This is a genomic window from Mesorhizobium sp. WSM4829 (assembly GCF_055811475.1).
Window position 1 is genome coordinate 4,187 of the sequence record NZ_JBVVQJ010000008.1, and the last position, 24,936, is coordinate 29,122.

Genomic DNA, 24,936 nt, shown 5'->3' on the forward strand with positions numbered 1-24,936 from the left:
CGGGGGGGGGGCCCCCCCCCCCGGGGGGGGGGGGCCCCCCCCCCCCCCCCGCCCCAACCCCCCCCCCCCCCCCCCCCCCCCCCCCCCCCCCCCGCCCCCCCCCCCCCCGCCCCCCCCCCCCCAGGGGGGTGAGCGCCGACACCCATGAGACCTTCCCTCCTCGATCCGCTGTTTGTCCCGATCACCTCGCTTGCCGGCGTCGGGCCGAAGGTCGGCGCACTGATCGAGAAAATCGTGCCGGCCGATCTTGGTGATCGCCGCCCCGCACGTGCCGGCGATCTTCTGTTCGTGCTGCCGCATTCGGTGATCGACCGCCGCAACCGGCCGGGCATCGCCGGTTCGGCTGAAGGCGCGATCGTCACCCTGGAAGTGCGCATCGATCGCCACCAGCCGCCGCCGCGCGGCAACAGATCGGTGCCGTACCGGGTTTACGCCCATGACGACACCGGCGAGATCGCGCTGACCTTCTTCCATGCGCACGCTGCCTATCTCGAAAAAGCAATGCCCGAGGGCGAGCATGTCGTGGTCTCCGGCCGCATGGAATGGTTCAACGGCCGCCCGACCATGGTTCATCCCGACCACATCGCGCTGGCCAGCGAAGCGGAAAACCTGCCGCTGGTCGAGCCGGTCTATCCGCTCACCGCCGGGCTCTCGGGAAAAGTGCTGCGCCGGGCAATCGGCCAGGCGCTCGCTCGCTTGCCGGTGCTGCCGGAATGGCAGGAGGATGAGTTTCTGCGCCGCCGCAGCTTTCCCGCCTTCGGCGACGCGCTTGCCCGCATCCACAATCCCGCCGACCCGATCGACGTGTCCGTCGACGGCGCGGCCTGGCGGCGTCTCGCCTATGACGAGTTTCTGGCAGGCCAGGTGTCGCTGGCGCTGGTGCGCGCAAAAGTCCGCCGCCTGTCCGGCCGACCGCTGGTCGGCGACGGCCGCTTCGTCGAAAAGCTGCGCGCCGCCCTTCCCTATTCGCTGACCAATTCGCAGGAAATGGCGCTTGCCGAAATCAATGCCGATCTCGGTGACCCCGAACGCATGCTGCGCCTGCTGCAGGGTGATGTCGGCTCAGGCAAGACAGTTGTCGCGCTGCTCGCCATGGCGCGCGCTGTCGAGGCCGGCGGCCAGGCGGCATTGATGGCGCCGACCGAAATCCTGGCGCGCCAGCATCTTGCGACGATTGCGCCGTTGGCCGAACAAGCCGGCCTGCGCATCGCCATCCTCACCGGCCGCGAAAAGGGCCGCGAGCGCGCCGAGACGCTGACCGGCCTGGCCAGTGGCGATATCGACATCGTCGTCGGCACCCACGCGCTGTTCCAGCAAACGGTGACGTTCCACGACCTGGTCCTTGCCGTCATCGACGAGCAGCACCGGTTTGGCGTCCACCAGCGGCTGGCGATCACCGCGAAGGGCGACGCGCCCGACATGTTGGTGATGACGGCGACGCCGATCCCGCGCACGCTGGTGCTGACTGCTTTCGGCGACATGGATGTGTCGAAGCTGACGGAAAAGCCGGCCGGGCGCCAGCCGATCCGCACCGTCACCCTGCCGCTCGAGCGGCTCGACGAACTGGTCGGCCGCATGCGCGACGCCGTCGCCGACGGCCAGAAGATCTATTGGATCTGTCCGCTGGTCGAGGAATCCGAAGAGATCAAGCTGATGTCGGCGGAGGACCGTTTTGCCTCCTTGAAGCCGCTGTTCGGCGACCGGATCGGCCTGGTGCACGGCCGCATGAAGGGCGCCGAAAAAGACGAGGCTATGCGCGCCTTCAAGGCCGGCGAGACACGCATCCTGATCGCCACCACGGTCATCGAGGTCGGCGTCGATGTGCCGAATGCGACGATCATGGTCATCGAGCATGCCGAGCGCTTCGGCCTCGCTCAGTTGCACCAGTTGCGCGGCCGGGTCGGTCGCGGCGAAAAACCGTCGTCCTGCGTGCTGCTCTACAAGGATCCGCTCGGCGAGACGGCAACGCGCCGGCTGTCAGTGATGCGCGAGACCGAGGACGGGTTTCGCATCGCCGAGGAGGATCTGAAACTGCGTGGCGAAGGCGAGTTGCTCGGCACCCGCCAGTCCGGCACACCTGGCTTCCAGGTGGCGCGCATCGAGGCGCATGCCGACCTGCTCGAAGCCGCCCGCGACGACGCGCGGCTGATCCTGTCGCGCGATCCGGAACTGCAATCCGAACGCGGCGCGGCCCTTCGCATGCTGCTTTATTTGTTCGGCCGCGACGAGGCGGTGCGGCTCTTGCGCGCCGGCTGAGGCTCGGCGTCGACCGGCGGATTGCCGACCTGAACGCCGATCGGCTTGCCGTTCAACGTCACCATTTTCGTCTTGACCGCCGGTGCCACCAGGCCTGCCGAAACGATCAGCTTGGCGCCGTCCTCGATCGTCATGTCGAGCAGCACGATATCGGATTTCGGCACATACATCAGGAAGCCGGTGGTCGGGTTGGGCGTGCACGGCATGAACACCGCGATCAGCGGATCACCCTCCTGGTCGAGCTTCTGGTTGATCTCGGTCTCCTTCTCGCCGGCGACGAACACCAGCGACCAGACGCCCTTGCGCGGGTATTCGACCAGCCCGACCTGGCGAAACATGTCGCCCTTGTTCGACAGCACGGTCTCGAAGATCTGCTTCAGCGACCCATAGATGCCGCGCACCAGCGGCATGCGGCCGAGCAGCCGCTCACCGAACAAGACGATAGCCCGGCCAACGATATTGGCGGTCAGGAACCCGATCAGGGTGATCAGGATCAAGGCGACGATCAGCCCGAATCCCGGAACCGGCGCCGGCAGATAGCTATCGGGGTTGTAACGCGCCGGAATATAGGGTTTCACCCAGGAATCGACCCAGCCGATGAACGACCAGGCGATGTAGGCGGTGATCGCCAGCGGCGCGCAGACGACAAAGCCTGTCAGAAAGTAATTCCGCAGCCGGGTCATGCCTGAGGTCTTGGAAGCATCGGACATGGTTCACCGCAGCGCTGATTGCGGCGCGACATTAATGAACCGCATCCGGCTTTGGAACTGCGAATTTTTTAAATGATCAACTATGCCGCGACTTCCAGCGGCTCGATCTTCTCGAGCTCAGGCGCGAGTTTCCGTGCCTCGGTTTCGAGCTCATAGGCCTGCTGAAAATTCATCCAGAATTCCGGCGTGGTGTTGAAGAACCTGGCGAGGCGAAGCGCGGTATCGGGAGTCAAGCCGATCTCTTCCTTGGCAATGCGTTCGATACGAGTGCGCGGAAGATTAAGCTTCTTCGCCAGCGCGCCAGCGCTCATGCCAAGCGGGAGGAGATATTCCTCGCGCAGGAATTCTCCGGGGTGAATTGGACGTGCGAACTTGAGCATGGTTCAGGAACCTCGAAGGATTAGGGCAAGTGCCCACTCAATGGTAGTCGACGATCTCCACATCCTCGGCGCCAGCATCAGTCCATCTGAAGCAGATGCGCCATTGGTCGTTGATACGGATAGAATGCTGCCCAGCTCTACTCCCTTTCAGGGCTTCAAGGTGGTTTCCGGGTGGCGATCTAAGGTCATTCAATTGGGCGGCATTGGCGATAGCACGAAGACGACGTTCGCCACGGGCAACCAGATCGGGTGGAAAACCCTTCGGGCCTTCCCCTCGGCAACCGCTTCCACCGCCTTGCCTTTGAACGAAACGATCAATTTCTGCCCCTCGTCACGTATCATAAATTGATACACGAGGGCGTGCAAGAAATATGTATCAATAACTGATACTAACCGTCACCGGACCTATCGGCAGCTGGTCGAAACTTGCCAGCCCTTACTCCACCGTCACCGATTTCGCCAGGTTGCGCGGCTGGTCGACGTCGGTACCCATGAACACCGCGGTGAAATAGGCCAGCATCTGGATTGGCAGCGCGTAGATGATCGGCGAGATGATTTCCGGCACGTCCGGCAGCACGATCGTCTCCATCGTCTTCACCGTGGCGTGCGCGGCACCCTTGCTGTCGGTGATCAGGATGATCTTGCCGCCGCGCGCCGCCACTTCCTGCATGTTCGACACGGTTTTTTCAAAAATCCGGTCATGCGGGGCAATGACGATCACCGGCATGTTCTCGTCGATCAGCGCGATCGGCCCGTGCTTCAGCTCGCCGGCAGCATAGCCCTCGGCATGGATATAGGAGATTTCCTTGAGCTTCAGCGCGCCTTCCATGGCCAGCGGGAAATTGGTATCGCGGCCAAGATAGAGCACGTTCTTGTAGTGCGAGAGGTCGCGCGCGACCTTTTCGATCTGGCCGTCGAGTTTCAGGACCTGGTTGGCATAGCGCGGCGCTTCCGACAGTTGGCGGACCAGCGTCGTTTCCTGTTCCTGCGAAATCGTACCGCGCGCCACGCCGGCCCGCACGGCAAGCGAGGCCAGCACCGACAATTGACAGGTGAAGGCCTTGGTCGAGGCGACGCCGATCTCCGGCCCGGCCAGCGTCGGCAGGATGACGTCGGATTCGCGCGCCATCGTCGATTCGCGGACATTGACGACCGCGCCGATCTTCATGCCGGCTTTGCGGCAATAGCGCAGCGAGGCCAGCGTGTCGGCGGTCTCGCCCGATTGCGAGATGAAGAAGGCGGCGTCTGTCTTCGACAGCGGCATTTCACGGTAACGGAATTCCGAAGCGACATCGATGTCGACCGGCAGCAGCGCATAGCGCTCGAACCAGTATTTGCTGATCAGGCCGGCCAGATAGGCAGTGCCGCAGGCCGAAATCGCCAGCCGGTCGATTTTGGCGAAATCGAACGGCAGGTCGAGCGGCTTCGAGACGCCGCCAACGAAATCCACATAATGCGCCAGCGTGTGCGAGATCACCTCGGGCTGTTCATGGATTTCCTTCTCCATGAAATGGCGCCGGTTGCCCTTGTCGACCATGAAGCTGGTGCTAAGCGACTGCTGGCGCTTGCGGTCGACCTTGTTGCCGTCCATGTCGAAGATGGCGACGTCGTTACGGCGCACCACCGCCCAGTCGCCGTCCTCCAGATAGGTGATCGAATTGGTGAAGGGGGCAAGCGCGATGGCGTCGGAGCCCAAAAACATCTCGCCATCGCCATGGCCTACGGCCAGCGGCGGGCCGTTGCGCGCGCCAACGATGAGATCCTCGTCTCCCCTGAACATGATGGCCAGCGCAAAGGCGCCTTCCAGCCGCTTCAGCGCCTGGTGCGCGGCCTCGACCGGCTGCAGGCCCCTGGCCAGTTCGCGCCCCACCAGATGTGCGACGACCTCGGTATCGGTCTGCGATGAAAATGTGTAGCCGTCGCGCATCAGCTCGTCGCGCAATTCGGCGAAATTCTCGATGATCCCGTTGTGGACGATGGCGACGCCATCGGAAAAATGCGGATGCGCATTGGTCTCGTTGGGCACGCCATGCGTCGCCCAGCGCGTGTGGCCGATGCCGATCATGCCGTCGAGCGGTTCGTCCTTCAGCCGGCGTTCGAGATTAATCAGCTTGCCCTCGGCGCGGCGACGCGCCAGCTGGCCGTGCTCGACGGTGGCGACGCCGGCCGAATCATAGCCGCGATACTCGAGCCTTTTCAGCGCATCGACGATGAGCGGCGCGACCGGCGAGTGACTGACAATTCCGACGATACCGCACATAGACGTTGCCCCCGATTCCGGCTGAAAACCCGGCGCCATTTAGGGTTGGCCGGGCAGCCGCGAAAATCACTTTGCGTTTCGTTCCGTATCAGCCGGAACGGTTCTGCACAGATGCACCATGACCGAGTGCGCTTGCAATCCGATTACCGCAGCCAGGCTAGCCTTTTTTCCGGGCAGCCGCAGCCGAAGCAAAACGCTCGCGCAATTCCTTGCCTTTGCCGGGCAGCGTCCTCTGGCGGGCGCGGCCGAAGGCGAGCGCATCGTCGGGCACGCTTTCGGTGATCACGCTGCCCGAAGCGACGTAGCCGCCCTTGCCGATTGTGACAGGCGCCACCAGCGACGAATTCGAGCCGACGAAGGCGCCTTCGCCGATGTCGGTGAAGAATTTCGAGTAGCCGTCATAATTGCAGGTGATGGTTCCAGCGCCAATATTGGCGCCGGCGCCGACGCGGGCATCGCCGATATAGGTCAGGTGATTGACCTTGGCGCCCTCCTCGACCGTCGCCTGCTTGACCTCGCAGAAATTGCCGACCTTGGCTTTTTGCTTGAGATCGGAACCCGGCCGCAGCCGCGCAAACGGACCGACAGCGCAATTCGAAGCGATCGTGGCGCCTTCAATATGGCTGAAGGCATGGATCCTGGCACCGGTGGCGATTGTCACGCTCGGCCCGAACCAGACATTGGGCTCGACGATCGTGTCGGCGCCGATCTCGGTATCGTATGAAAAGAAGACGGTTTCGGGCGCGATCAGGGAAACCCCGGAGAGCATGGCCTCGCGCCGCCGGCGCGCCTGCCAGATGCCTTCGGCCGCAGCGAGTTCGGCACGGTTGTTGATGCCGAGCACATTCTCGAAGCCGGCTTCTGCCGCGATGACATTAAGGCCTTGCCCGCCCGCGATCTCGACGATGTCGGTGAGATAGTATTCGCCCTTGGCGTTGTCGTTGCCGACCTGGTCGAGCAGCTGCAGCGCGTGCTTGCCGGCAACCGCCATCAGACCGCCATTGCAGAAGGTGATTTTCTTCTCCTCGTCGGTGCAGTCCTTTTCCTCGCGGATGGCGATGAGCTTGCCGCCTTTTTCGATCAGCCGGCCATAGCCGGACGGATTTGACGTGCGGAAGCCGACCACAACGACGGCAGCGCCTTCGGCCAGTTTCAGACGCGCAGCACTCAGCACCTCCGGGTCGATCAGCGGCGTGTCGCCGAACATGACGAGGATGTCGTCGTAACCGTTTGAGATCGCGTCGCGAGCCGCCAGAACGGCATGCGCCGTGCCGAGCCGCTTGTCCTGGACGAAGGTCTCCGCCTTCGGCGCGAATTTTTGCGTGGCCTTGCGCATCTCGTCGGCGCCATGGCCGATCACCAGCGCCAGATCACCGCTGCCTGCGGCTTCCGCAGCCTTGACGACATGGGCGACCATCGGCAGGCCGGCGATCGGGTGCAGCACTTTTGGCACAGCGCTTTTCATGCGCGTGCCCTCGCCGGCGGCGAGGATGACGGACAGGCAGGTTCTCTGGCTCATGGAATGCGACCATATGAAAAGGGTTGGGAATCAAGGCATGGATTGGCGCCATGCTGCACCAATGCGGTTAAATTCCGGTGAGACTTGCGGCAGTCCAATTTTCGAACTCGGCGCTGCCCCTCATCCGCCTGCCGGCACCTTCTCCCCGTATAGTGACGGGGAGAAGAGGGCTGGCCGCAACCTTGGCGCTCTTTCTGCAGCGTTGGAGATTGGCGAAATCCTCTGCGAAGGCGTCCCTTCTCCCCGTCACTATACGTCACTATACGGGGAGAAGTGCCCGGCAGGGCGATGAGGGGCAGCGCAGACCTGAAGCGATTGCGGGCCGGCAACACCAATTTGCGACAGCATTGATCCAATTTCACCCCAACTGCCCCAGCACCGGGAAATTCTCCAGCAGCCAGTAGGACGCGGCCTGCACGCCTCCGGTCAGGAAAAACACGCCGGCGACGACCAGCAGCCCGCCCATCGCCTTTTCGACGCGGCCGAGATGGACGCGGAATTTTGCGAGAAAGCGCATGAAAGCGCCGGAAAACAGCGCCGCGATCAAGAACGGTATGCCGAGGCCGAGCGAATAGGCGGCAAGCAGAGCCGCTCCCTCGCCCACCGTCTCGCGGCCGCCGGCCAGCGTCAGGATCGGCCCCAGCACCGGTCCGATACAGGGTGTCCAGCCGAAGGCGAAGGCCAGTCCCATGACATAAGCGGCAACGATACTGGCCGGCTTGCCCTGTGACTGGAAGCGCGCCTCACGCGACAGCAGCGGGATGCGCAATATGCCGAGAAAATTCAGCCCCATCAGGATGATGAGCACGCCAGCCGCCATCGCCAGCGGCTCCTGCCAGACGCGCAGCAGCCGGCCGATGGTCGAGGCGCCGGCGCCCAGCGCCACGAAGACGGTCGAGAAGCCGAGAACGAAGGCGATCGAGGCAAAAAGCAGCGCGCCGCGTGCGTCGGCCCTGGCGGTGACGCCGGCATTGCCGCGGAAATCATCGACCGACACGCCGGCCATATAGCAGAGATAGGGCGGCACCAGCGGCAGCACGCAAGGCGACAGGAACGAGATCGCCCCCGCCCCGACTGCGCTGACATAGCCGATATCCAACGCCATTCCCGAACTCCTGATGGTTTGCGCTGCCATATAGCCGCGACCGCGCCGATCCGCCAATCACCATCGCGTGGCAAGTCGCACGGCCGCTTGCCACGCCTGTCTCGCCCGTCAACGTCGCATCATGCCTGCCGTCTCTTCAAACCAGGGCTGGCGCGTGATCGATGTTTCTCTTATATCGGCGGAAGTATTTGTCCCGTTCTCCCGGATTCATTGCCGGTTTGTCCAACGATCAGGGCAGCCGCTCTCACTATCCAGGATTGCGGATATCACATGACGCACCCCTCAATGCAGGACTGCATTTTGGGCGCTTGCCCTTGACCGGATGCAAAAGCACGGCCATGTGAGCGACAATTATACGAGATTTCGTCGCGCGCAGCGGAATTCTTCTGCCGCACCACAGCTGATATGAGACCTCATGGACGTCGTCGTCGTCGAATCGCCGGCCAAAGCGAAGACAATCAACAAGTATCTCGGAAAGAACTACAAGGTCCTGGCCTCGTTCGGCCACGTCCGCGATCTGCCGGCCAAGGATGGCTCGGTGCGTCCGGACGAGGATTTTGCCATGTCCTGGGCTGTCGACACCGCCTCGAGCAAACGTCTTGCCGACATCGCCAAGGCGGTCAAGGACGCCGACGGCCTGATCCTCGCCACCGATCCGGACCGTGAGGGCGAAGCCATTTCCTGGCACGTTCTGGAAGTGCTGAAGCAGAAGCGCGCGCTGAAGGACAAGCCGGTCAGCCGCGTCGTCTTCAACGCCATCACCAAATCGTCGGTGCTGGAAGCGATGGCCAATCCGCGCCAGATCGATGCGCCGCTGGTCGACGCCTATCTCGCCCGCCGCGCGCTCGACTATCTCGTCGGCTTCACGCTGTCGCCCGTGCTGTGGCGCAAGCTGCCGGGCGCCCGCTCCGCCGGCCGCGTCCAGTCGGTGGCGCTGCGCCTCGTCTGCGACCGCGAATTGGAAATCGAGCGCTTCATCCGCGAGGAATACTGGCAGATCGCCGCCATTCTCGGCACGCCGCGCAAGGATAATTTCGAGGCGCGGCTGACTGCCTTCGATCGCAAGAAACTGCAAAAGCTCGACATTTCGAACAAGGCGCAGGCCGACGACATCAAGGCGATGCTGGATGGCGCGACCTTCAAGGCGCTGTCGGTCGAAGCCAAGCCGACCAGGCGCAATCCAGGCCCGCCCTTCACCACCTCGACGCTGCAGCAGGCCGCCTCCTCGCGCCTCGGTTTTTCGGCAAGCCGCACCATGCAGGTGGCGCAGCGGCTCTATGAAGGCATGGACATCGGCGGCGAGACCACCGGCCTGATCACCTATATGCGAACCGACGGCGTGCAGATGGCGCCCGAGGCGATATCAGCCGCGCGCGATGCGATCGCAAAAGAGTTCGGCCCAAAATACCTGCCCGAAAAGCCGCGCAACTACACCACCAAGGCCAAGAACGCCCAGGAAGCGCACGAAGCGATCCGCCCGACCGATTTCATGCGCACGCCGGCTTCGGTCAGGCAATATCTCGATGCCGACCAGGCGCGGCTTTACGAGATTGTCTGGAAACGCGCCATCGCCAGCCAGATGCAGCCAGCCGAGATCGAGCGCACCACGGTCGAGATCGAGGCGGTCAACGGCGCCCGCAGCGCGGAGCTTCGCGCCGTCGGTTCGGTCGTTCGCTTCGATGGCTTCATTGCCGCCTACACCGACCAGAAGGACGAGGATGCGGAAGACGAGGAAGACCGCCGTCTGCCCGAGATCCGTGCCGGCGAACAACTCGAGCGCGAGGCGATCAACGCCACCCAGCACACCACAGAACCGCCGCCGCGCTATTCGGAAGCCTCGCTGATCAAGAAGCTGGAAGAGCTCGGCATCGGCCGGCCGTCGACCTACACGGCGATTCTGAAGACGCTGGAGGACCGCGACTACGTCAGTATGGACAAGCGCAAGCTGTTGCCGCAGGCCAAGGGCCGGTTGTTGTCGGCCTTCCTCGAAAGCTTCTTCGAGCGCTATGTCGAATATGATTTTACCGCCTCGCTCGAGGAAAAACTCGACGAGATTTCCGACGGCAAGCTCGCCTGGAAGGATGTGCTGCGCGATTTCTGGAAGGATTTTTCAGGCGCCGTCGCCGATATCAAGGAATTGCGCGTCACCGATGTGCTCGACGCCCTCAACGAGGAACTGGCGCCGCTGGTGTTTCCGGCGCGGGAAGACGGTTCGAACCCGCGCATCTGCCCGAAATGCGGCACCGGCAACCTGTCGCTGAAGCTCGGCAAATTCGGCGCCTTTGTCGGCTGCTCGAACTATCCCGAATGCTCCTTCACCCGCCAGCTCGGCGACGCCGCCAACCCGAATGCCGAAAACGGCAATGGCGAGGACGGCACCAAGGTGCTGGGCAAGGACCCCTACACGGCGGAGGAAATCACGCTGCGCAGCGGTCGTTTCGGGCCCTATGTCCAGCGCGGCGACGGCAAGGAAGCCAAGCGCTCCAGCCTGCCCAAGGGCTGGACCGTCGATTCGATCGACCACGAAAAAGCCCTCGCCCTGCTGTCGCTGCCGCGCGACGTCGGCAAGCATCCGGAATCCGGCAAGATGATCTCGGCCGGGCTGGGGCGCTACGGTCCGTTCGTGTTGCACGACGGCACCTACGCCAATCTCGACAATATCGAGGACGTGTTCTCGATCGGTCTCAACCGCGCCGTGTCGGTGATCGCCGAGAAGCAATTGAAGGGCCCCGGCGGTCGCAATGGCGGCACGCCCGCCGCCTTGAAGGAACTTGGCGAGCATCCGGCGGGCGGCGGCAAGATCGTCGTGCGTGACGGCAAATACGGGCCCTATGTCAATTTCGGCAAGGTCAATGCGACGCTGCCGAAGGGCAAGGACCCGCAGTCGGTGACGATCGAGGAGGCGGTGGCGCTGATTGCCGAGAAGGAAGCCAAGGGCGGCAACGGCAGAAAGCCCTTCCGCAAAGCGGCCGCACCTGCCAAAAAGCCTGCGGCCAAGAAACCGGCGGCCAAGAAAGTGGCCAACAGAAAGGGATAGTGCATCGTGGCGCGCAGGGTATCCGGAAGAAGTCATGGCGATCTGCGCACCGCCGACACCCGGGCCAAGGTCAAGGATGATTACCGGCCGTCCCGCGACGAAATCCTGCGCTATATCGCCGAAAATCCGGATCGCTCAGGCAAACGCGACATCGCCAAGGCGTTTGCGCTGCGCGGCGAAGACCGTATCTGGCTGAAGGATGTTTTGCGCGACTTGCAGGATGAGGGCCTGCTGACCAAGGAGCGCAAGCGGCTCGCCCGCGTCGGCGCCCTCGCCCATGTTGCCGTGCTCGACATCTTTGGCCGCGACGCCGACGGCTTGCTTTTGGCGCACCCGACCGAAGCCGTGGGCAACGGCGAGCCTCCTGTCATAGCGATCCGCGTGTCGCGCGGCGGTGGCAGCCCGACACCGGGCATTGGCGACCGCGTGCTGGCCAAGACCTTTCCAACCGATGACCCGACCGGCCCTGCCTATACCGGGCGGGTGATGAAGATCTTCGAGAAGCGCACCGATGCCGTTCTCGGCGTTTTTCGCGTGCTGCAGGACGGTACCTTCCGCATCGAGCCTGTCGAACGACGCCAGCCGGAGCTGGTCGTCGACAAGGAATTCCAGAACGGCGCCAAGAACGGCGATCTGGTCGAGGTCGAGCCGGCGCGGGCCTCCCGCTACGGGCTGCCCAGGGCCAAGGTGCTGGCGGTGCTGGGTTCGCTGACCAGCGAAAAGGCGGTCTCGATGATCGCCATCCACGCGCACGACATTCCGCATATTTTCCCGGCAGACGTCATCGCCGAGGCGGAGGCGGTCAAACCGGCGACGTTGGCCGGCCGTGAAGACTGGCGCGAGCTGCCGCTGGTCACCATCGATCCGGCCGACGCCAAGGACCATGACGACGCCGTGTTCGCGACAGCAGATCCGGACGAGAAGAACCCCGGCGGCGTGGTCGTTACCGTGGCGATTGCCGATGTCGCCGCTTATGTGCGCTATGGCACCGCGCTCGACCGCGAGGCGCTGAAGCGCGGCAACTCGGTCTATTTCCCGGATCGCGTCGTGCCGATGCTGCCGGAGCGCATCTCCAACGACCTTTGTTCGCTGCGCGAAGGCCAGGACCGCCCGGCGCTGGCGGTCCGCATGACCTTTTCGGCCGATGGCCGCAAGCTCAGGCATTCGTTCCACCGCATCATGATGAAATCGGCGGCAAAACTCGCCTATCGCCAGGCGCAGGCCGCGATCGACGGCGCGCCGGACGACAAGACCGGCCCGATTCTCGACACGGTGATGAAGCCGCTGTGGGATGCTTATGCCGTGGTGAAGCGCGGTCGTGAGACGCGCCAGCCGCTCGAGCTCGAACTGCCGGAGCGGAAAATCCTGCTCAAGGAGGACGGCACCGTCGACCGCGTCGTCGTGCCGGAGCGGCTCGACGCGCACAAGCTGATCGAAGAATTCATGATCCAGGCCAATGTCGCGGCGGCCGAGACGCTGGAGGCGAAACGACAGGCGCTGGTCTACCGCATCCATGACGCACCTTCGCTCGCCAAGCAGGAATCGCTGCGTGAATTCCTGCAAACGCTTGGCCTGTCGCTGGCGCGCGGCGCCCAGATGCGGCCCAACCAGTTCAACGGCATTCTGGATCGCGTCCGCGGTGCCGACCATGAGGGGCTGGTCAACGAGGTGGTGCTGCGCACGCAGATGCAGGCCGAATATTCGCCAAGCAATATCGGCCATTTCGGCCTCAACCTGAAACGCTATGCGCACTTCACCTCGCCGATCCGCAGATATGCCGACTTGATCGTGCATCGCGGGCTGATTGCCGCGCTCGGCTTCGGTGCAGGCGGACTGACGCAGGATGAAGCGGAGCGGCTGGAAGAAGTTTCTGCGCTGATCTCAGCCACCGAGCGCCGCGCCATGGCGGCCGAGCGCGACACGATCGACCGGCTGATCGCCGCGTATCTGGCAGAGCGTGTCGACGATCGCTTCGATGCACGCATTTCGGGCGTCACCAAATCGGGACTATTTGTCCAATTGCCGCAGTATGGCGCAGATGGTTTCATTCCGGTGTCAAGTCTGGGCGGCGATTACTATATATACGACGAAACTGCCCGATCGCTTTTCGGAGAACGCACCGGCAAGGGCTATCAGCTTGCCGACCGCGTCGAGGTTCGCCTGATCGAGGTGGCGCCTATGGCCGGCGCGATGCGTTTCGAGATGCTGACCGACCCAAAGCCGCTGCCCGGCTCCAAACGGTCGTTTCACAAGGCCAAGGGCCGCGCCCGTGCGTCGCAATCGCGTCCAGGCTCGCGCGGCAGGAGACGGTAATGCCAAGCGATCTGAAAATGAACGAACAGGTTTTCGGCGGCGAACAGCACTCGGGCCGGATCGCCCGCCCGCTATGGACGGCGATGAAGCGTGGCGCGTTTGGCCGCTGCCCGCATTGCGGCGAGGGAAAGCTGTTTCGTGCCTTCGTCAAGACCGTCGATACATGCGACCATTGCGGTGAGGCGCTTCATCACCACCGCGCCGACGACCTGCCGGCCTATCTGGTGGTGGCCATCGTCGGCCACGTCGTGCTCGGCGCCTTCATGGGTGTCGAAGCGACCTCCACTCTGTCCACATGGCAGCACGTTGCCATCTGGGTGCCGCTGACCATCCTCATGGCGATCGTCTTGCTGCAACCGGTCAAGGGCGCCGTCATCGGCCTGCAATGGGCGTTCTATATGCACGGCTTCGGCGGGGAAGAAGATCTGATCGAGTCGCATCCCGAGGCTTGAAACCGAGGCTGGCGCAAATCGGCATGGCTGGACGCCACTTTCGCATCGAAGAAGATTCCGCTAGGTCGTGCGCATGGACGTTATGATCAAGGCGGAAGTCGACAAGGTTGAGCCGATCGCGCTCGACGCCAGTCCTATACGCCCGCGCGACGCCGCGACGCTGATCCTGCTCGACCGCAAGGGCGCCGAGTTCCTGGTGCTGATGGGCAGGCGCCACGCCCGTCACGCCTTCATGCCGGGGAAATTCGTCTTTCCCGGTGGCCGTACCGATCCGGCCGACAGCCGAATTCCCGTTGCCACAGCGCTGCACCCTGAGGAGCAGGCGAGGCTGACCGCCGGCGTCGGCCGCACCAGCCCGGCCCGCGCCCGCGCCATCGCGCTGTCGGCGATTCGCGAGACCTATGAAGAAGCCGGCCTGCTGATCGGCCAGAAGGGCGCCTTCGCCACGGCCTGCCGCGATTGGCAGGGTTTTGCCGAGCACGGCGTAAGGCCGTCGCTGGAAGCGCTGCGCTTCATCGCGCGCGCCATCACCCCGCCGAACCGGGTGCGGCGCTTCGACACGCGCTTCTTCAGCGCCTGGCGTGAAGACGTTGCGGTGGAGCTGCCGGACGGCGGTCCGACCAACGAGCTGGAGGAACTGGTCTGGCTGCCGCTCGCCAAGGCCAGAGAAGCTGATGTGCCCGACATCACCAGGGCCATCCTGGGGGAGCTGGAAAAGCGGCTCGTCGACGATCCGCTGCTGCGCCCCGGTGGTTCCGTGCCATTCTACCGGCTTGTCGGCAATCGCTTCGTTCGCGAAATTCTGTAGAACATAGAGCATTCACATCCCATGACAGTCGATACCCAGCAAGAGGTCGAAGAACGCGTCCATTGGCTGCCAATGATCGCGGCGATCTCGTCGATCAGCGTCGTCGGCATCGCCATCGGCCTCGGCATGCCGCTGCTCAGCGTCATTCTCGAAACGCGTGGCCATTCGGCGTCGATGATCGGCTTCAACACCGCAGTCGCCGGCCTCGCCTCGATCGCCGGCGCACCGCTCGCCACCCCGCTGGCGATGCGGTTCGGCGTAGCCAGGACGATGCTCGCCATGATCGCCACGGGAGTGCTGGCCTTTGTCGGCTTTCATTTCGCACCGGACTTCTGGATGTGGTTTCCGCTGCGCGTCCTGCTGCACATCGCGCTGACGGTGCTTTTCATCCTGTCGGAATTCTGGATCAGCACGTCGGCGCCGCCGCACCGGCGCGGTCTCGTCCTCGGCATCTACGCCACCGTGCTGTCGCTCGGCTTTGCCGCCGGGCCGTGGCTGTTCGCCCAACTCGGCAGCGCTGGCTTCCTGCCCTTCGGCGTCATCATGGCGCTGGTGACGCTGGCCGCCATTCCAGTTCTGGCGGCCCGCAACGAGAGCCCGACGATCGTATCCAACGGCGAAACCAGCAACTTCCTGCGCTACATCTGGTTGGTGCCAACGGCGACCGCTGCGGTGCTGGTGTTCGGCGCGGTCGAGACCGGTGGCTTTGCGCTGTTTCCCGTCTATGGCAACCGCATCGGCTACTCCGAGGCCGATGCCGCCCTGCTGCTCACCATGATCGGCCTCGGCAACGTGCTGTTGCAGATCCCGCTCGGCATGATCAGCGACCGGGTCAGCGACCGCCGTTATCTGCTTCTGGCCTGTGCAACCATCGGGCTTGCCGGCACCATCTTCATGCCGCACTTTGCGCAGAACTGGCATCTAATGGCGGCGCTTCTGTTCGTCTGGGGCGGCGTCGTCGCGGCCATGTACACGATCGGCCTGGCCCATCTCGGCTCGCAACTTTCCGGCCACGACCTGGCCTCGGCCAACGCTGCCTTCGTGCTCTGCTACGGTGTCGGCATGGTGCTCGGCCCGCAGGCGATCGGCATCGGCATGGACCTTTTCGGCCCCTCCGGTTTCGGCTGGGCGCTCGGCTTGTTCTTCGCCTTCTATATCGCGCTGGTCGGCGCCAGGCTCATCCGAAAAATCCTGTAAAAGACCCGATCGATGCCTCAGGTGGCGCAAAGCTGCTGACATAACCGTGTCAGCAGCACCTGGGTAGATTGTCAGCAACACGCCACGAGTTTGAGGATGCCGCCATGATCGACTCCGGGTTTGAAACGAAATCGCTGCGGATGGAATTGCTGCTGCTTGTGACCTTCCAGGCGCCGGCTTCCGATGTCGACCGTATCATGGAAGCGGTGGTCGCGATCGCCCCGCTCACCACGGGCAAATACGACAGCAATGCCTACCAGTCGGCGCACGGCATCGAGCGCTACCGGGCGCTCGAAGGTGCTGCCGCCGGCGGCGAGACCGAATTGCGCAGACGGCATGGCACGGTGGAAGTGTCGTTCGAGCTGCCCGACGACCAGGCGTTGGCCGCCCGCATCGTCGAGGCGATCTTCCAGGTCCACAGCTATCAGGAGCCGGTGATCCGCATCCAGCCGATCCTCGCCAGCCGCTCCAAGGGATTGGACGACCGCTCGAACCCGAACCGCTGGTGGAACACCACGGGAGACTGGAAGAAGGCCGCTCCAGTTAAAGAAGATGCGTAGAATCGGAACGCGGCCGGATGAGGGGTGCTCCGGTTTGGCACCGACAGCACTCCGTCCAACACCCCTCTTCCGTCTCGGCGCTACGCGCCGATCCACCTTCTCCCACAAGGGGAGAAGGAAGAGGTCGCCTCACAGGGTTGACTTTCCGGGCGCGTTGTTTATGTGTCGCGCCAAGTTTCCCGCGTCCGGGTGGTTTTCCCGTGCTCCAGCGGCCAAGACTCCACGAACATAATGGACTGATACAATGGCCAAAGCCGCAAACATCAAGATCAAGCTTCTGTCGACCGCCGACACCGGTTTCTTCTACGTGACCAGCAAGAACAGCCGCACCAAGACCGACAAGCTGTCGTTCCGCAAATACGATCCGGTCGCCAAGAAGCACGTCGAGTTCAAGGAAACCAAGATCAAGTAATCTGCTTTCCTGCCTAGACAAAAACGCCGCCCCGTGGGCGGCTTTTTTGTTTTCAAAGCTCGAAAAGTCCAGAATTTCCAATGCTTGGCGCAGAGACTTGATGTCATTTTGAGAATGGGGGCCGGCCGGCGTTTGGCAGCGGTACGAGGAGGCCACTATGTGCCAGCGCCGGCCGGCCGACCCCACGGACCCAGGAGATGCGGCGGACCTGAATCATGGGGTATTCTTCGGATCGATCCGGCGATCTACCCTGGCGCCGGTCCCGTCATCGGCCTGCACATTTGCGCAACAGCCTGCGAAAATCAACAATTTCTTAACCAAGCCCGCCGAATCGCTTGCGTTAAGGTAAATTCGTAACCCTGTCACATTGACAGGATAATCGGACTTTACGCCGCCTTGGCGACGACCCGGTTGCGGCCGGCGCTCTTGGCTTCGTAGAGCGCGAGGTCGGCCCGCTTCATCAGCCCGGCAACCGAGTCGACACCCTTCAGCACCGACGACACGCCGACGCTGACGGTAACCTCGATCGTCTTGCCGTCCTGACCGACGGCAAACGGCATCTGGGCGATTTCGGCGCGAATACGCTCCGCGACCTTTTCGGCGACCGCGCCGTCCGTGTCCGGCATCACCACGACGAACTCCTCGCCACCGAAGCGGCAGGCGAGATCGATGCCGCGCACATTCTTGCGCAGCCGCCGCGCGAATTCGCGCAGCACCTCGTCGCCGCCGTCATGGCCATGCGTGTCGTTGACGGTCTTGAAGCGGTCGAGATCGGTGATCATCACCGACAGCGGCCGCCGCCGCGCCACGGCGCGGTCGAACAGTGTCTGCAGATGGCTGTCGAGGTAACGGCGATTGTGCAATCCCGTCAGCGGGTCGGTCACCGCCATCTCGATGGTCTGGGTGACGCTGGCGCGCAACTGGTCGTTGTAGCGCTTGCGGCGCACCTGCGTGCGCAGCCGCGCGGTCAATTCATGCTGGTCGATCGGACGCATCAGATAATCGTTGATGCCAAGCTCGAGGCCGCGGACGATGCGTCCCTCCTCACCCTGCTCCGCCAGAAGGATGATCGGCACGAAACGGGTGCGATCGAGCGAACGCAGTTGCGAGCAGAGCCTGAGCGGATCGAAATCGGCAAAACCCGTCGAGATCATCACGCATTCATAGGGCGTCTCGGCGGCCTGGAAGAAGCCGGCATGCGGATCGGTGGCGATGTCCAGGTCGGCACTGCTGCGCAGCATCTTCTGGACGCGCTCAATGGAGGATTTGCGCTCGTCGATCAGCAGAACCTTCGGCGTGGTGTCCGCGGACGCGAAGTTGCGGCTCAACAGCTCCTCGATGCCGATATTGCGCGTGGTCGAGGCGCGCAGGCGCAGCTCATCGGTCAAAGTCTTCAGCCGGACCAGGCTTTTGACGCGGGTCATCAATTGCAGATCGTTGACCGGCTTGGTCAGAAAATCGTCCGCACCGGCCTCGAGGCCGCGCACCCGGTCCGAAACCTGGTCGAGCGCGGTGATCATGACAACCGGGATGTGCGACGTCGCCGGATCGCTCTTCAGCCGGCGGCAGACTTCGAACCCGTCCATGTCAGGCATCATCACGTCGAGCAATACGACATCGACCTTGCCGTTTTCACAGGTCTCGATCGCGTCCGGCCCGTTGGTGGCGGTCAGCACCTCGAAATATTCGGCAAGCAGCCGGATCTCGAGCAGCCTGACATTGGCAGGGATGTCGTCGACGACGAGGATCCGTGCAGTCATCTCATAAAGCTCCGGCTCGGCTGGAAGGGCGCATCAGGCGTCGCCCAGGTAGGATTTGATGGTTTCGATGAAACGCGGCACCGAGATCGGCTTGGAAATATAGGCTTCGCAGCCACCCTGGCGGATACGCTCCTCATCGCCTTTCATCGCGAATGCGGTGACGGCAATGACCGGGATGACATGGAGGTCGTCGTCCTCCTTCAGCCATTTGGTCACTTCCAGCCCCGACACTTCGGGCAGCTGGATGTCCATCAAAATGAGGTCCGGCTTGTGCAGTCGCGCCAGATCCAGCGCTTCCAGACCGTTGCGCGTGCGTACCGTCTCGTAACCGCTCGCTTCAATGAGGTCGCGAAAGAGCTTCATGTTGAGCTCGTTGTCCTCGACGATCATGACCTTCTTAGGCATCAAATTCCCGTCCCGGCCTGCCTTCCGCTCGAAGGATGCCGCCATGCGCCCTCGCCGGTACGCACCAAACCCTGCTCAACTCTACCGCGAGATAATTGACGAAACGGAAACCGGCTGCCGGAAAAGCTTCGGATTTCACCGCGAACTCCGCATTGCAGAGACAGATGGCTTGCCGCAGGCGACGCTTGCGATTACTGCCAAAAACAGACTCATTCAACCCACAAGAAGGTAGTGATGGCAAACCCAGGGTCAATGCGCGAGGAAGCGGAAACCATTGCCGTGAAGGCATTGGGCTTCGTCGCCGCCGATCCGGAACTTCTGCCCCGCTTCCTGGCGATCACCGGCATCGAGGCGCATTCGATCCGCCAGGCCGCCGGCGAGCCGGGATTCCTGGCCGGCGTGCTGCAATTCATCCTCGCCCACGAGCCGACGCTCATGCGGTTCGCGGCGGAAACCGGCACGCCGCCGGCTTCCGTCGGCAAGGCGCTGCGGGCGCTGCCGCTGGGCGACGACGACCATGAGCATTCGATATAAGCGACGATCGGATCGCGAAAACGCCTACGGCGTCGCTTCTTCTTCGCCGTCGTCGCCTTCATCATTCCCAACCGGATCGGCCGGCTTCACCATGACACCATTGACGGTGACCGAACCGTCCGGCTTGCCGTTGACGACCCATTCGATGCGGCCGTCCGGCAGCGTCTTGCCGAATCCCTTGATCGCAAGCGCCACCGGCACATATTGCGCGGCTTCCGGCTCCGACTTCGCTGCCGCCTGCAGGCTTTCCACGATCCTGTCATAGCCTGCGATATCGATGGTCACATTGGCCTCCGGCTTCATGCCGGCGAACGTCATCTCGCCTTCCATCGCGATTTCCATATCGCCGTTTTTCACCGTGCTGTGGCCGATGACAAATTTCGGCATCTTGGCCATGAAATCAGCGGTCAAGGTATCGCCGAAGTCGGCCGGCAGCGGTGGATTCTTGTTCAGATCAAAGGCTTCGATCGCCTTCTTCGCCATGCTGTCGAGATCGATATTGGCGCCGCCGAAACTCAGATTGACATCGGTCGGCAGCAGCGCCGTGCTCCAGGCGGGCGCGAGATTGTTAGGGATCTTCAGTCCCGCGGCCCTGATCGAGTAGTTGATTGCTCCGTTCTGGGCGATGCCGTCGGTCCCGAAGCCTGTGTCCAGCTCAGTCGCCCCGAAAAGCCCGACCGGGCTTTCGACGGTGAGATCCTTGAACCCGTAGGTTCCGTCGATCCGCTCCCACAGAGGCAGCGCGGCGAGCAGGAGCGATTTGAGCTGCGCCTGGTTGGCCTTCAGTCTGGCCTCGTCTTCATTGGCGACGGCAAATGCCAGCAGATCGAGAAGCGGCCTGGTCCGCACGCCTTTGCCGGTCGCGTTCACCGACAGGTTTGGCGATTTGATCGTGAGCGGGAATTTCAGCCCGCTCTTGGGATCGTCAAAGTCGAGCGCTTCGGCGAAATCGGCGAGCGTCTGCGTCGCGGTGAAATCGACGCCGCCATTCGCAGCTTTGCTTGCGTTCATGGTGGCCGTACCGGCGCCGGTGCTCACCTTGGCGCGCTGCACGGCGTCCCGGGAATTCATCGTCATCCCGGCTATCGACTGTGTGGCGCTGGTGAAAGCCGCCAGTTCGGGATCGTAGACGCCGGAAAACTTGCCGTCTGTAATCGAGAACTGCATGCTTTGCGGGCCCTCTGGCCCCTTGAACTCGAAGGACCCGCTTTGCGACACGTCCGCCGAGACGCTCCATGTCCCGTTGCTGCCTGGCTTGACGAGCAATGCGTAGGGGCTGAAGTCGAACTTGAAGGAATTCTGCGCCGCCAGCAGGTCCACGACAGGTTTGAAATCGACGGCGAGTTTGTAGGCGTCGCCTTCCACCGAAACCTTCAGGAAACCGCTGTCGATCGCCTTGCTGCCGAAATAGCGGGACAGATTTTCGGAGAGCTGCTTGGCACCCTCGCCGTCGACGGTCTGGCCGAAGGCAGGCGCGCTGAGCGCGAGGACAAAGACGGCCGGCAGAACACGATTCACGCAGAATCTCCGTTGCTGTTTCTGTGGTAAAAACTCCAGCCGCAACCGTAATCGGAAACCGTCGGGGTGCAATCCCCTCGTTGGGGCTGGAAGCCGGTCTATAACCAGCCTTCGCCCTCCGCGCTATCCTCCGGCATCGACAGTGGAGCTTCAGGTCGCCTTCTTCGACGTGACGAGGCAAGCGGCACTGGCATTGAGCAGGCCCCAGCCGAAGACGTCGTCCTTGCCCGGCGCGCCGAGATCTTCCGCCGACTTGCCGAGCGCGTCTTGAATGTCGGCTGCGGTGGCGTTGCCGTTTGCAGATTTCATCAAGGCAGCGGCTGCGGTGACGAAGGGCGCCGCGAAGGAGGTGCCGGTCTTCGGCCGTGCGCCGCTGACCGACGCGGCCGTCCACACTTGGACGCCGGGAGCGGCCAGATCGATATGCTCGCCGCGGCCGGCGCGCCTGTAGGGGCGTTTCATGCGGTCGACCGCCGTCACCGCGATCACTTCAGCATAGGCCGCCGGATAGGCAGGCCCGGCTTTTGGGCCGCCATTGCCGGCGGCGGCGACGATCACCATGCCGCGTTCGGAGAGTCTTCGGACAACCTGCTCGAGAAGCGCATTCGCAGGACCCGACAGGCTCATATTCGTCACCTGCACGCCGCGCGCCGAAAGAAGATCGAGCGCGCGAAGCAGATCGTAGGCGTCCGAGCGGTCATCCTGGCGATCGCCCCGATGAAACGCATCGACCGCGATGAGCCTGGCATGCGGCAGCAGGCCGGGAGTACGGCTGTCGGCGCCGCCGACAAGCAGGGCCGCGACGGCGGTGCCGTGCTGGCGGCCGGACTCGGGAACGCCGTCGTCCGACAGGCGAAGAACTTCGACCCGGCCTTTCGAGAAGGCGTCATGCGCAGGATTGATCGCGGTGTCGATAAGGCCGATCGTGACATTGCCACCGCAGCCGGCTGGCAGTCCGCTACCGGCCGGCCAGCCGATCAGGCCCGCGGCGGCACAGTGCGGCCCGGCACATTCAGCTTCCTGTCCGGGCCGGTAGTAATGCACGAAATCTGCCGTCGACTGCGGAGCGGCATCGATGACAAGATCGCGCGCAGCCTCCAGCGGCATGTTGGGTGGAATGCGCAGCCGAACCAGCTCCGATCCAAGAAGCTGAATGTCGGCACGGTCCAGTACGGTGAAGCCGGTTGCCTGAAGCCGACCGATCTCAGCCGAACTCAGCCCGGTCGCCACGATCTGGTCCGGCGCCCGAGACGGCAAAGGGACGGCTGGCCGTTGCACACGCCTGCCGCTGCGCCTTGGCGGGCGCGGACGAAACCGATCCGTCAGCGCGCGAAACAGGTTCGGTCCGGTCGATCGGCCCGACGACGTTCTCGATCCACCAGACGAAGCGCCGGACTGACCGCCGTCATCACCACCGCCATCGTCGCCACCATCGTCACCGCCACCGTCGTGATCGGCCAACGCTGATCTTGGTCCGAACTCGCCGAGCGCCAGCTGGCCGCCCGGCGCCTGAGGATCGACGAGCAATGCGACGGCGACCCAGAAAAGCAGCAGGGCTTTTGGTCTCAACCAGGAGGTGGCGCGCATGGTCTCCCTCACATTTCCGGCCGTCGCCGATTATCAACATCGCAAGGCTAGCGGAGCTGTCCGGCAATAAGCTAGCCTTGCGAGGAACGGGCGCGGGGCCGCTTTATTCCAGAACCTGGAGCAACATGCCGGAAAAAGCCGACCGCGTCCAAGATCAGCTTGTCGCTTTTCTGCCGAATCTGCGCCGGTTCGCGATTGCGCTGTGCCGGTCCCGCGACATCGCGGACGATCTTGTCCAGCGTGCCTGCGAACGGGCGCTCGCCAACGAGCAGCGTTTCGAGCCAGGGACGCGCTTCGACGCGTGGATGTTCAAGATCCTGAGAAATCTGTGGATCGACGACATCCGCAAGCGCAAGGTCGCCGGCCCGCAGGACGATATCGACGGGCGCCATGACATCGCCGGCGTTTCCGGTGAGCGCGAGATGGAGGCGCGGCTGGCGCTGAACAGCGTGGCGCAAGCCATAGGCGATCTCGCCGCCGACCAGCGCGACGTGCTGCTTCTGGTCTGTGTCGAAGAGCTTTCCTACAAGGAGGCCGCGGAAGTCCTTGCCGTGCCGATCGGGACGGTGATGAGCAGGCTGGCCCGAGCGAGGAGGAATCTGGCGGAGGCGACTGGAATATCTTCGGCGCCCACCCGTTCTCCGGTCACAAAAGGGGCTGCAAAATGACCGAAGAGACTTTTTCGGACGAAATCCTGATGCGGTTCGCCGACGGTGAGCTTGATCCGGACATGGTCGCCAGGATCGAGCAGGCGATGGAAACGGACGACCGTCTGGTGGCCAGGATTGCTGTGTTCATCGAAACCAGAGCGCAGGCGCAGGCCGCGCTGAAGCCGCTGCTCGACGAGCCGGTTCCCGAAAAACTTGTCGCGGCCGTCGAGCAGATGATCGAGGCCAGGCGTGCCGGCGAGAAAGCGGCGACGGCATCGATACTGCCCTTCGGCAACAGGCGCTTGGCAGGGCCTTCTTCGAGGTCTCGATGGATGCTGCCAATTGCCGCCTCTCTCGCGGCGGCAATTGGCGGCGGGCTCGCCGGCTATTGGGCAGCAGGCAGCAACGAACGCACGCAGGGCGGCTTGTGGGTTGCCGGCGTCATCAGGCCGGGCCTGGCCCAGGCCCTTGAAACGGTCGAGTCCGGCAAGGAGATCAAGCTCGCCGGGATCAGCGACCGGTTCCGGGCCATCGCTACGTTCCGTAACGATTCGCAGGATTTGTGCCGCGAGTTCGAGGTTGACTCGCAGGACCGCTCCACGGTGATGTCGGTCGCCTGCCGTTCCGGCGACGAATGGCGCGTCAGCTTCGCGGTCGTGGCGCCGGGCGACGCCGGAGGCTATGCCCCGGCCTCGTCGACCGAAGCCCTCGACGCCTATCTTTCGGCGATCGAAGCAGGCGCTCCGATGTCAGCCGAGGAGGAAGTCAAGGCGCTGGACGAGATCCGTCAGAAGGACCGGAAGTGAAACTGCGACGGCCCGGCCCGCTCTGACCCGGCTTGCTCTGGCCCGGCTTGCCCTGAAATGGAATCCAACTTTCTTTGAATGGAATAAAGCCGGCGATCGCCCGTTACTCCGCCGGGCCGCAACTGCCGGTCCAGTCTGAAACAAGGAGTAACTACAATGACAAGACACTGGAAGCTCAAGTCAACACTGGTCGCAGGAATGGCAGCGCTCGCAAGCACCACGGCGCAGGCGAAGGAGTCTCCCGCGGGGGCGCCGGAAACCGAGCGTCCGCCGGCGGCAATGTCCAGCCAAAGCGACGGTTCCTTCATCGTCGCTGGCAACAGCTCTTCAAATTCGAGCTCCAATTCGTCGTCCAACGGTTCGTCGAATTCCAGCTCTAATTCGTCGAGCAATTCGAATTCGAACTCGTCTTCGAACTCCAGCTCCAATTCCTCGAGCAACTCGAATTCGAACTCATCGTCGAACAGTTCCTCCAACTCGAACTCGAACGGTTCGGATCGCGGCTGGTCGCGCAACTGGCGGCGTTGACATCGGCCGGACGATAGAGCGCGCAATCCACCGAGAAACGGGGGCCAGTTGGCCCCCGTTTCGCATTCGCTGGCGATTGGCGCAGAACCTGTGATGGCGGAGCGAGGCGCCCCCCTCTGTCCTGCCGGACATCTCCCCC

The 24,936-nt window shown here is 63.3% G+C and carries 21 protein-coding genes and 1 pseudogene; 11 read left to right on the top strand and 11 right to left on the bottom strand.

The annotated features are described in order from the left end of the window. The first annotated feature begins 144 nt into the window (after window positions 1-144). Window positions 145-2,256, top strand: a complete 2,112-nt coding sequence (gene recG, locus AC0L17_RS09930) for an ATP-dependent DNA helicase RecG (RefSeq protein WP_473515691.1) — start codon at window positions 145-147, stop codon at window positions 2,254-2,256. Here recG and AC0L17_RS09935 read toward each other — a convergent pair. The 6 genes and pseudogenes from AC0L17_RS09935 to AC0L17_RS09960 all read right to left on the bottom strand — a co-directional run bounded on the left by AC0L17_RS09935 (window position 2,208) and on the right by AC0L17_RS09960 (window position 8,230). Beyond that, window positions 2,208-2,966: a DUF502 domain-containing protein gene (locus AC0L17_RS09935; RefSeq protein WP_473515692.1), complete on the bottom strand. Its 759-nt coding sequence runs from the start codon at window positions 2,964-2,966 to the stop codon at window positions 2,208-2,210. The two genes, recG and AC0L17_RS09935, sit on opposite strands and share 49 nt — an antisense overlap. Window positions 2,967-3,046: 80 nt before the next feature. Then, the gene (locus AC0L17_RS09940; RefSeq protein ID WP_077383967.1) at window positions 3,047-3,346 is read right to left on the bottom strand and encodes a HigA family addiction module antitoxin; all 300 of its coding nucleotides are present in this window, start codon (window positions 3,344-3,346) and stop codon (window positions 3,047-3,049) included. A gap of 37 nt (window positions 3,347-3,383) precedes the next feature. Then, window positions 3,384-3,664: pseudogene (locus AC0L17_RS09945) on the bottom strand (type II toxin-antitoxin system RelE/ParE family toxin). Between the two features lie 118 nt (window positions 3,665-3,782). Beyond that, window positions 3,783-5,606, bottom strand: a complete 1,824-nt coding sequence (glmS, locus tag AC0L17_RS09950) for a glutamine--fructose-6-phosphate transaminase (isomerizing) (protein WP_473515693.1) — start codon at window positions 5,604-5,606, stop codon at window positions 3,783-3,785. A 157-nt stretch (window positions 5,607-5,763) separates the two neighbouring features. Continuing rightward, complete coding sequence (gene glmU / locus AC0L17_RS09955) at window positions 5,764-7,125, bottom strand: bifunctional UDP-N-acetylglucosamine diphosphorylase/glucosamine-1-phosphate N-acetyltransferase GlmU (RefSeq protein WP_473515694.1); 1,362 nt, start codon at window positions 7,123-7,125, stop codon at window positions 5,764-5,766. 358 nt (window positions 7,126-7,483) lie between these two features. Next, entirely contained in the window at window positions 7,484-8,230 is a 747-nt protein-coding gene (locus AC0L17_RS09960; RefSeq protein WP_473515695.1) for a cytochrome c biogenesis CcdA family protein, read from the bottom strand. Window positions 8,231-8,645: 415 nt separating this feature from the next. Here AC0L17_RS09960 and topA point away from each other — a divergent pair, with 415 nt between their 5' ends. From topA to rpmG, 7 genes are all read left to right on the top strand, one after another. Further along, window positions 8,646-11,267 carry a type I DNA topoisomerase gene (gene topA / locus AC0L17_RS09965; RefSeq protein ID WP_473515696.1) on the top strand — a complete coding sequence of 874 codons (2,622 nt, stop codon included), beginning with the start codon at window positions 8,646-8,648 and terminating at the stop codon, window positions 11,265-11,267. A 6-nt stretch (window positions 11,268-11,273) separates the two neighbouring features. Further along, window positions 11,274-13,580: a ribonuclease R gene (rnr, locus tag AC0L17_RS09970; RefSeq protein ID WP_473515697.1), complete on the top strand. Its 2,307-nt coding sequence runs from the start codon at window positions 11,274-11,276 to the stop codon at window positions 13,578-13,580. Further along, the gene (locus AC0L17_RS09975; protein WP_473515698.1) at window positions 13,580-14,032 is read left to right on the top strand and encodes a DUF983 domain-containing protein; all 453 of its coding nucleotides are present in this window, start codon (window positions 13,580-13,582) and stop codon (window positions 14,030-14,032) included. Before rnr ends, AC0L17_RS09975 begins: the two co-directional genes overlap by 1 nt. Window positions 14,033-14,105: 73 nt before the next feature. Then, the gene (locus AC0L17_RS09980) at window positions 14,106-14,840 is read left to right on the top strand and encodes an NUDIX hydrolase (RefSeq protein ID WP_473515699.1); all 735 of its coding nucleotides are present in this window, start codon (window positions 14,106-14,108) and stop codon (window positions 14,838-14,840) included. Window positions 14,841-14,861: 21 nt separating this feature from the next. Further along, window positions 14,862-16,037: an MFS transporter gene (locus AC0L17_RS09985; RefSeq protein WP_023801086.1), complete on the top strand. Its 1,176-nt coding sequence runs from the start codon at window positions 14,862-14,864 to the stop codon at window positions 16,035-16,037. Between the two features lie 104 nt (window positions 16,038-16,141). Continuing rightward, window positions 16,142-16,597, top strand: a complete 456-nt coding sequence (locus AC0L17_RS09990; RefSeq protein ID WP_473515700.1) for a YqfO family protein — start codon at window positions 16,142-16,144, stop codon at window positions 16,595-16,597. Window positions 16,598-16,841: 244 nt separating this feature from the next. Further along, window positions 16,842-17,009, top strand: a complete 168-nt coding sequence (gene rpmG / locus AC0L17_RS09995) for a 50S ribosomal protein L33 (protein ID WP_006201775.1) — start codon at window positions 16,842-16,844, stop codon at window positions 17,007-17,009. A 386-nt stretch (window positions 17,010-17,395) separates the two neighbouring features. On the opposite strand, the gene AC0L17_RS10000 is transcribed toward rpmG, so the two are convergent. After that, window positions 17,396-18,769, bottom strand: a complete 1,374-nt coding sequence (locus AC0L17_RS10000; RefSeq protein WP_473515701.1) for a PleD family two-component system response regulator — start codon at window positions 18,767-18,769, stop codon at window positions 17,396-17,398. A gap of 33 nt (window positions 18,770-18,802) precedes the next feature. Beyond that, window positions 18,803-19,159: a response regulator gene (locus tag AC0L17_RS10005; RefSeq protein ID WP_287247952.1), complete on the bottom strand. Its 357-nt coding sequence runs from the start codon at window positions 19,157-19,159 to the stop codon at window positions 18,803-18,805. A gap of 249 nt (window positions 19,160-19,408) precedes the next feature. Here AC0L17_RS10005 and AC0L17_RS10010 point away from each other — a divergent pair, with 249 nt between their 5' ends. Then, window positions 19,409-19,708, top strand: a complete 300-nt coding sequence (locus AC0L17_RS10010; RefSeq protein ID WP_027156292.1) for a DUF3572 domain-containing protein — start codon at window positions 19,409-19,411, stop codon at window positions 19,706-19,708. 24 nt (window positions 19,709-19,732) lie between these two features. On the opposite strand, the gene AC0L17_RS10015 is transcribed toward AC0L17_RS10010, so the two are convergent. Both AC0L17_RS10015 and AC0L17_RS10020 read right to left on the bottom strand, forming a co-directional pair. Beyond that, window positions 19,733-21,226 (bottom strand): hypothetical protein, encoded by a 1,494-nt coding sequence (locus AC0L17_RS10015; RefSeq protein WP_473515702.1) that lies wholly within the window; start codon window positions 21,224-21,226, stop codon window positions 19,733-19,735. Between the two features lie 150 nt (window positions 21,227-21,376). Then, window positions 21,377-22,813 carry a S8 family serine peptidase gene (locus AC0L17_RS10020; protein ID WP_473515703.1) on the bottom strand — a complete coding sequence of 479 codons (1,437 nt, stop codon included), beginning with the start codon at window positions 22,811-22,813 and terminating at the stop codon, window positions 21,377-21,379. A gap of 125 nt (window positions 22,814-22,938) precedes the next feature. On the opposite strand from AC0L17_RS10020, the gene AC0L17_RS10025 reads away from it, so the two are divergent. Both AC0L17_RS10025 and AC0L17_RS10030 read left to right on the top strand, forming a co-directional pair. Continuing rightward, window positions 22,939-23,481, top strand: coding sequence for an RNA polymerase sigma factor (locus AC0L17_RS10025; RefSeq protein WP_473515704.1), 543 nt, complete (start codon window positions 22,939-22,941; stop codon window positions 23,479-23,481). Then, window positions 23,478-24,269 (top strand): anti-sigma factor family protein, encoded by a 792-nt coding sequence (locus tag AC0L17_RS10030; protein WP_473515705.1) that lies wholly within the window; start codon window positions 23,478-23,480, stop codon window positions 24,267-24,269. Before AC0L17_RS10025 ends, AC0L17_RS10030 begins: the two co-directional genes overlap by 4 nt. On the opposite strand, the gene AC0L17_RS10035 is transcribed toward AC0L17_RS10030, so the two are convergent. Next, window positions 24,251-24,745, bottom strand: a complete 495-nt coding sequence (locus AC0L17_RS10035) for a hypothetical protein (RefSeq protein WP_473515706.1) — start codon at window positions 24,743-24,745, stop codon at window positions 24,251-24,253. The two genes, AC0L17_RS10030 and AC0L17_RS10035, sit on opposite strands and share 19 nt — an antisense overlap. Window positions 24,746-24,936 lie beyond the last annotated feature (191 nt).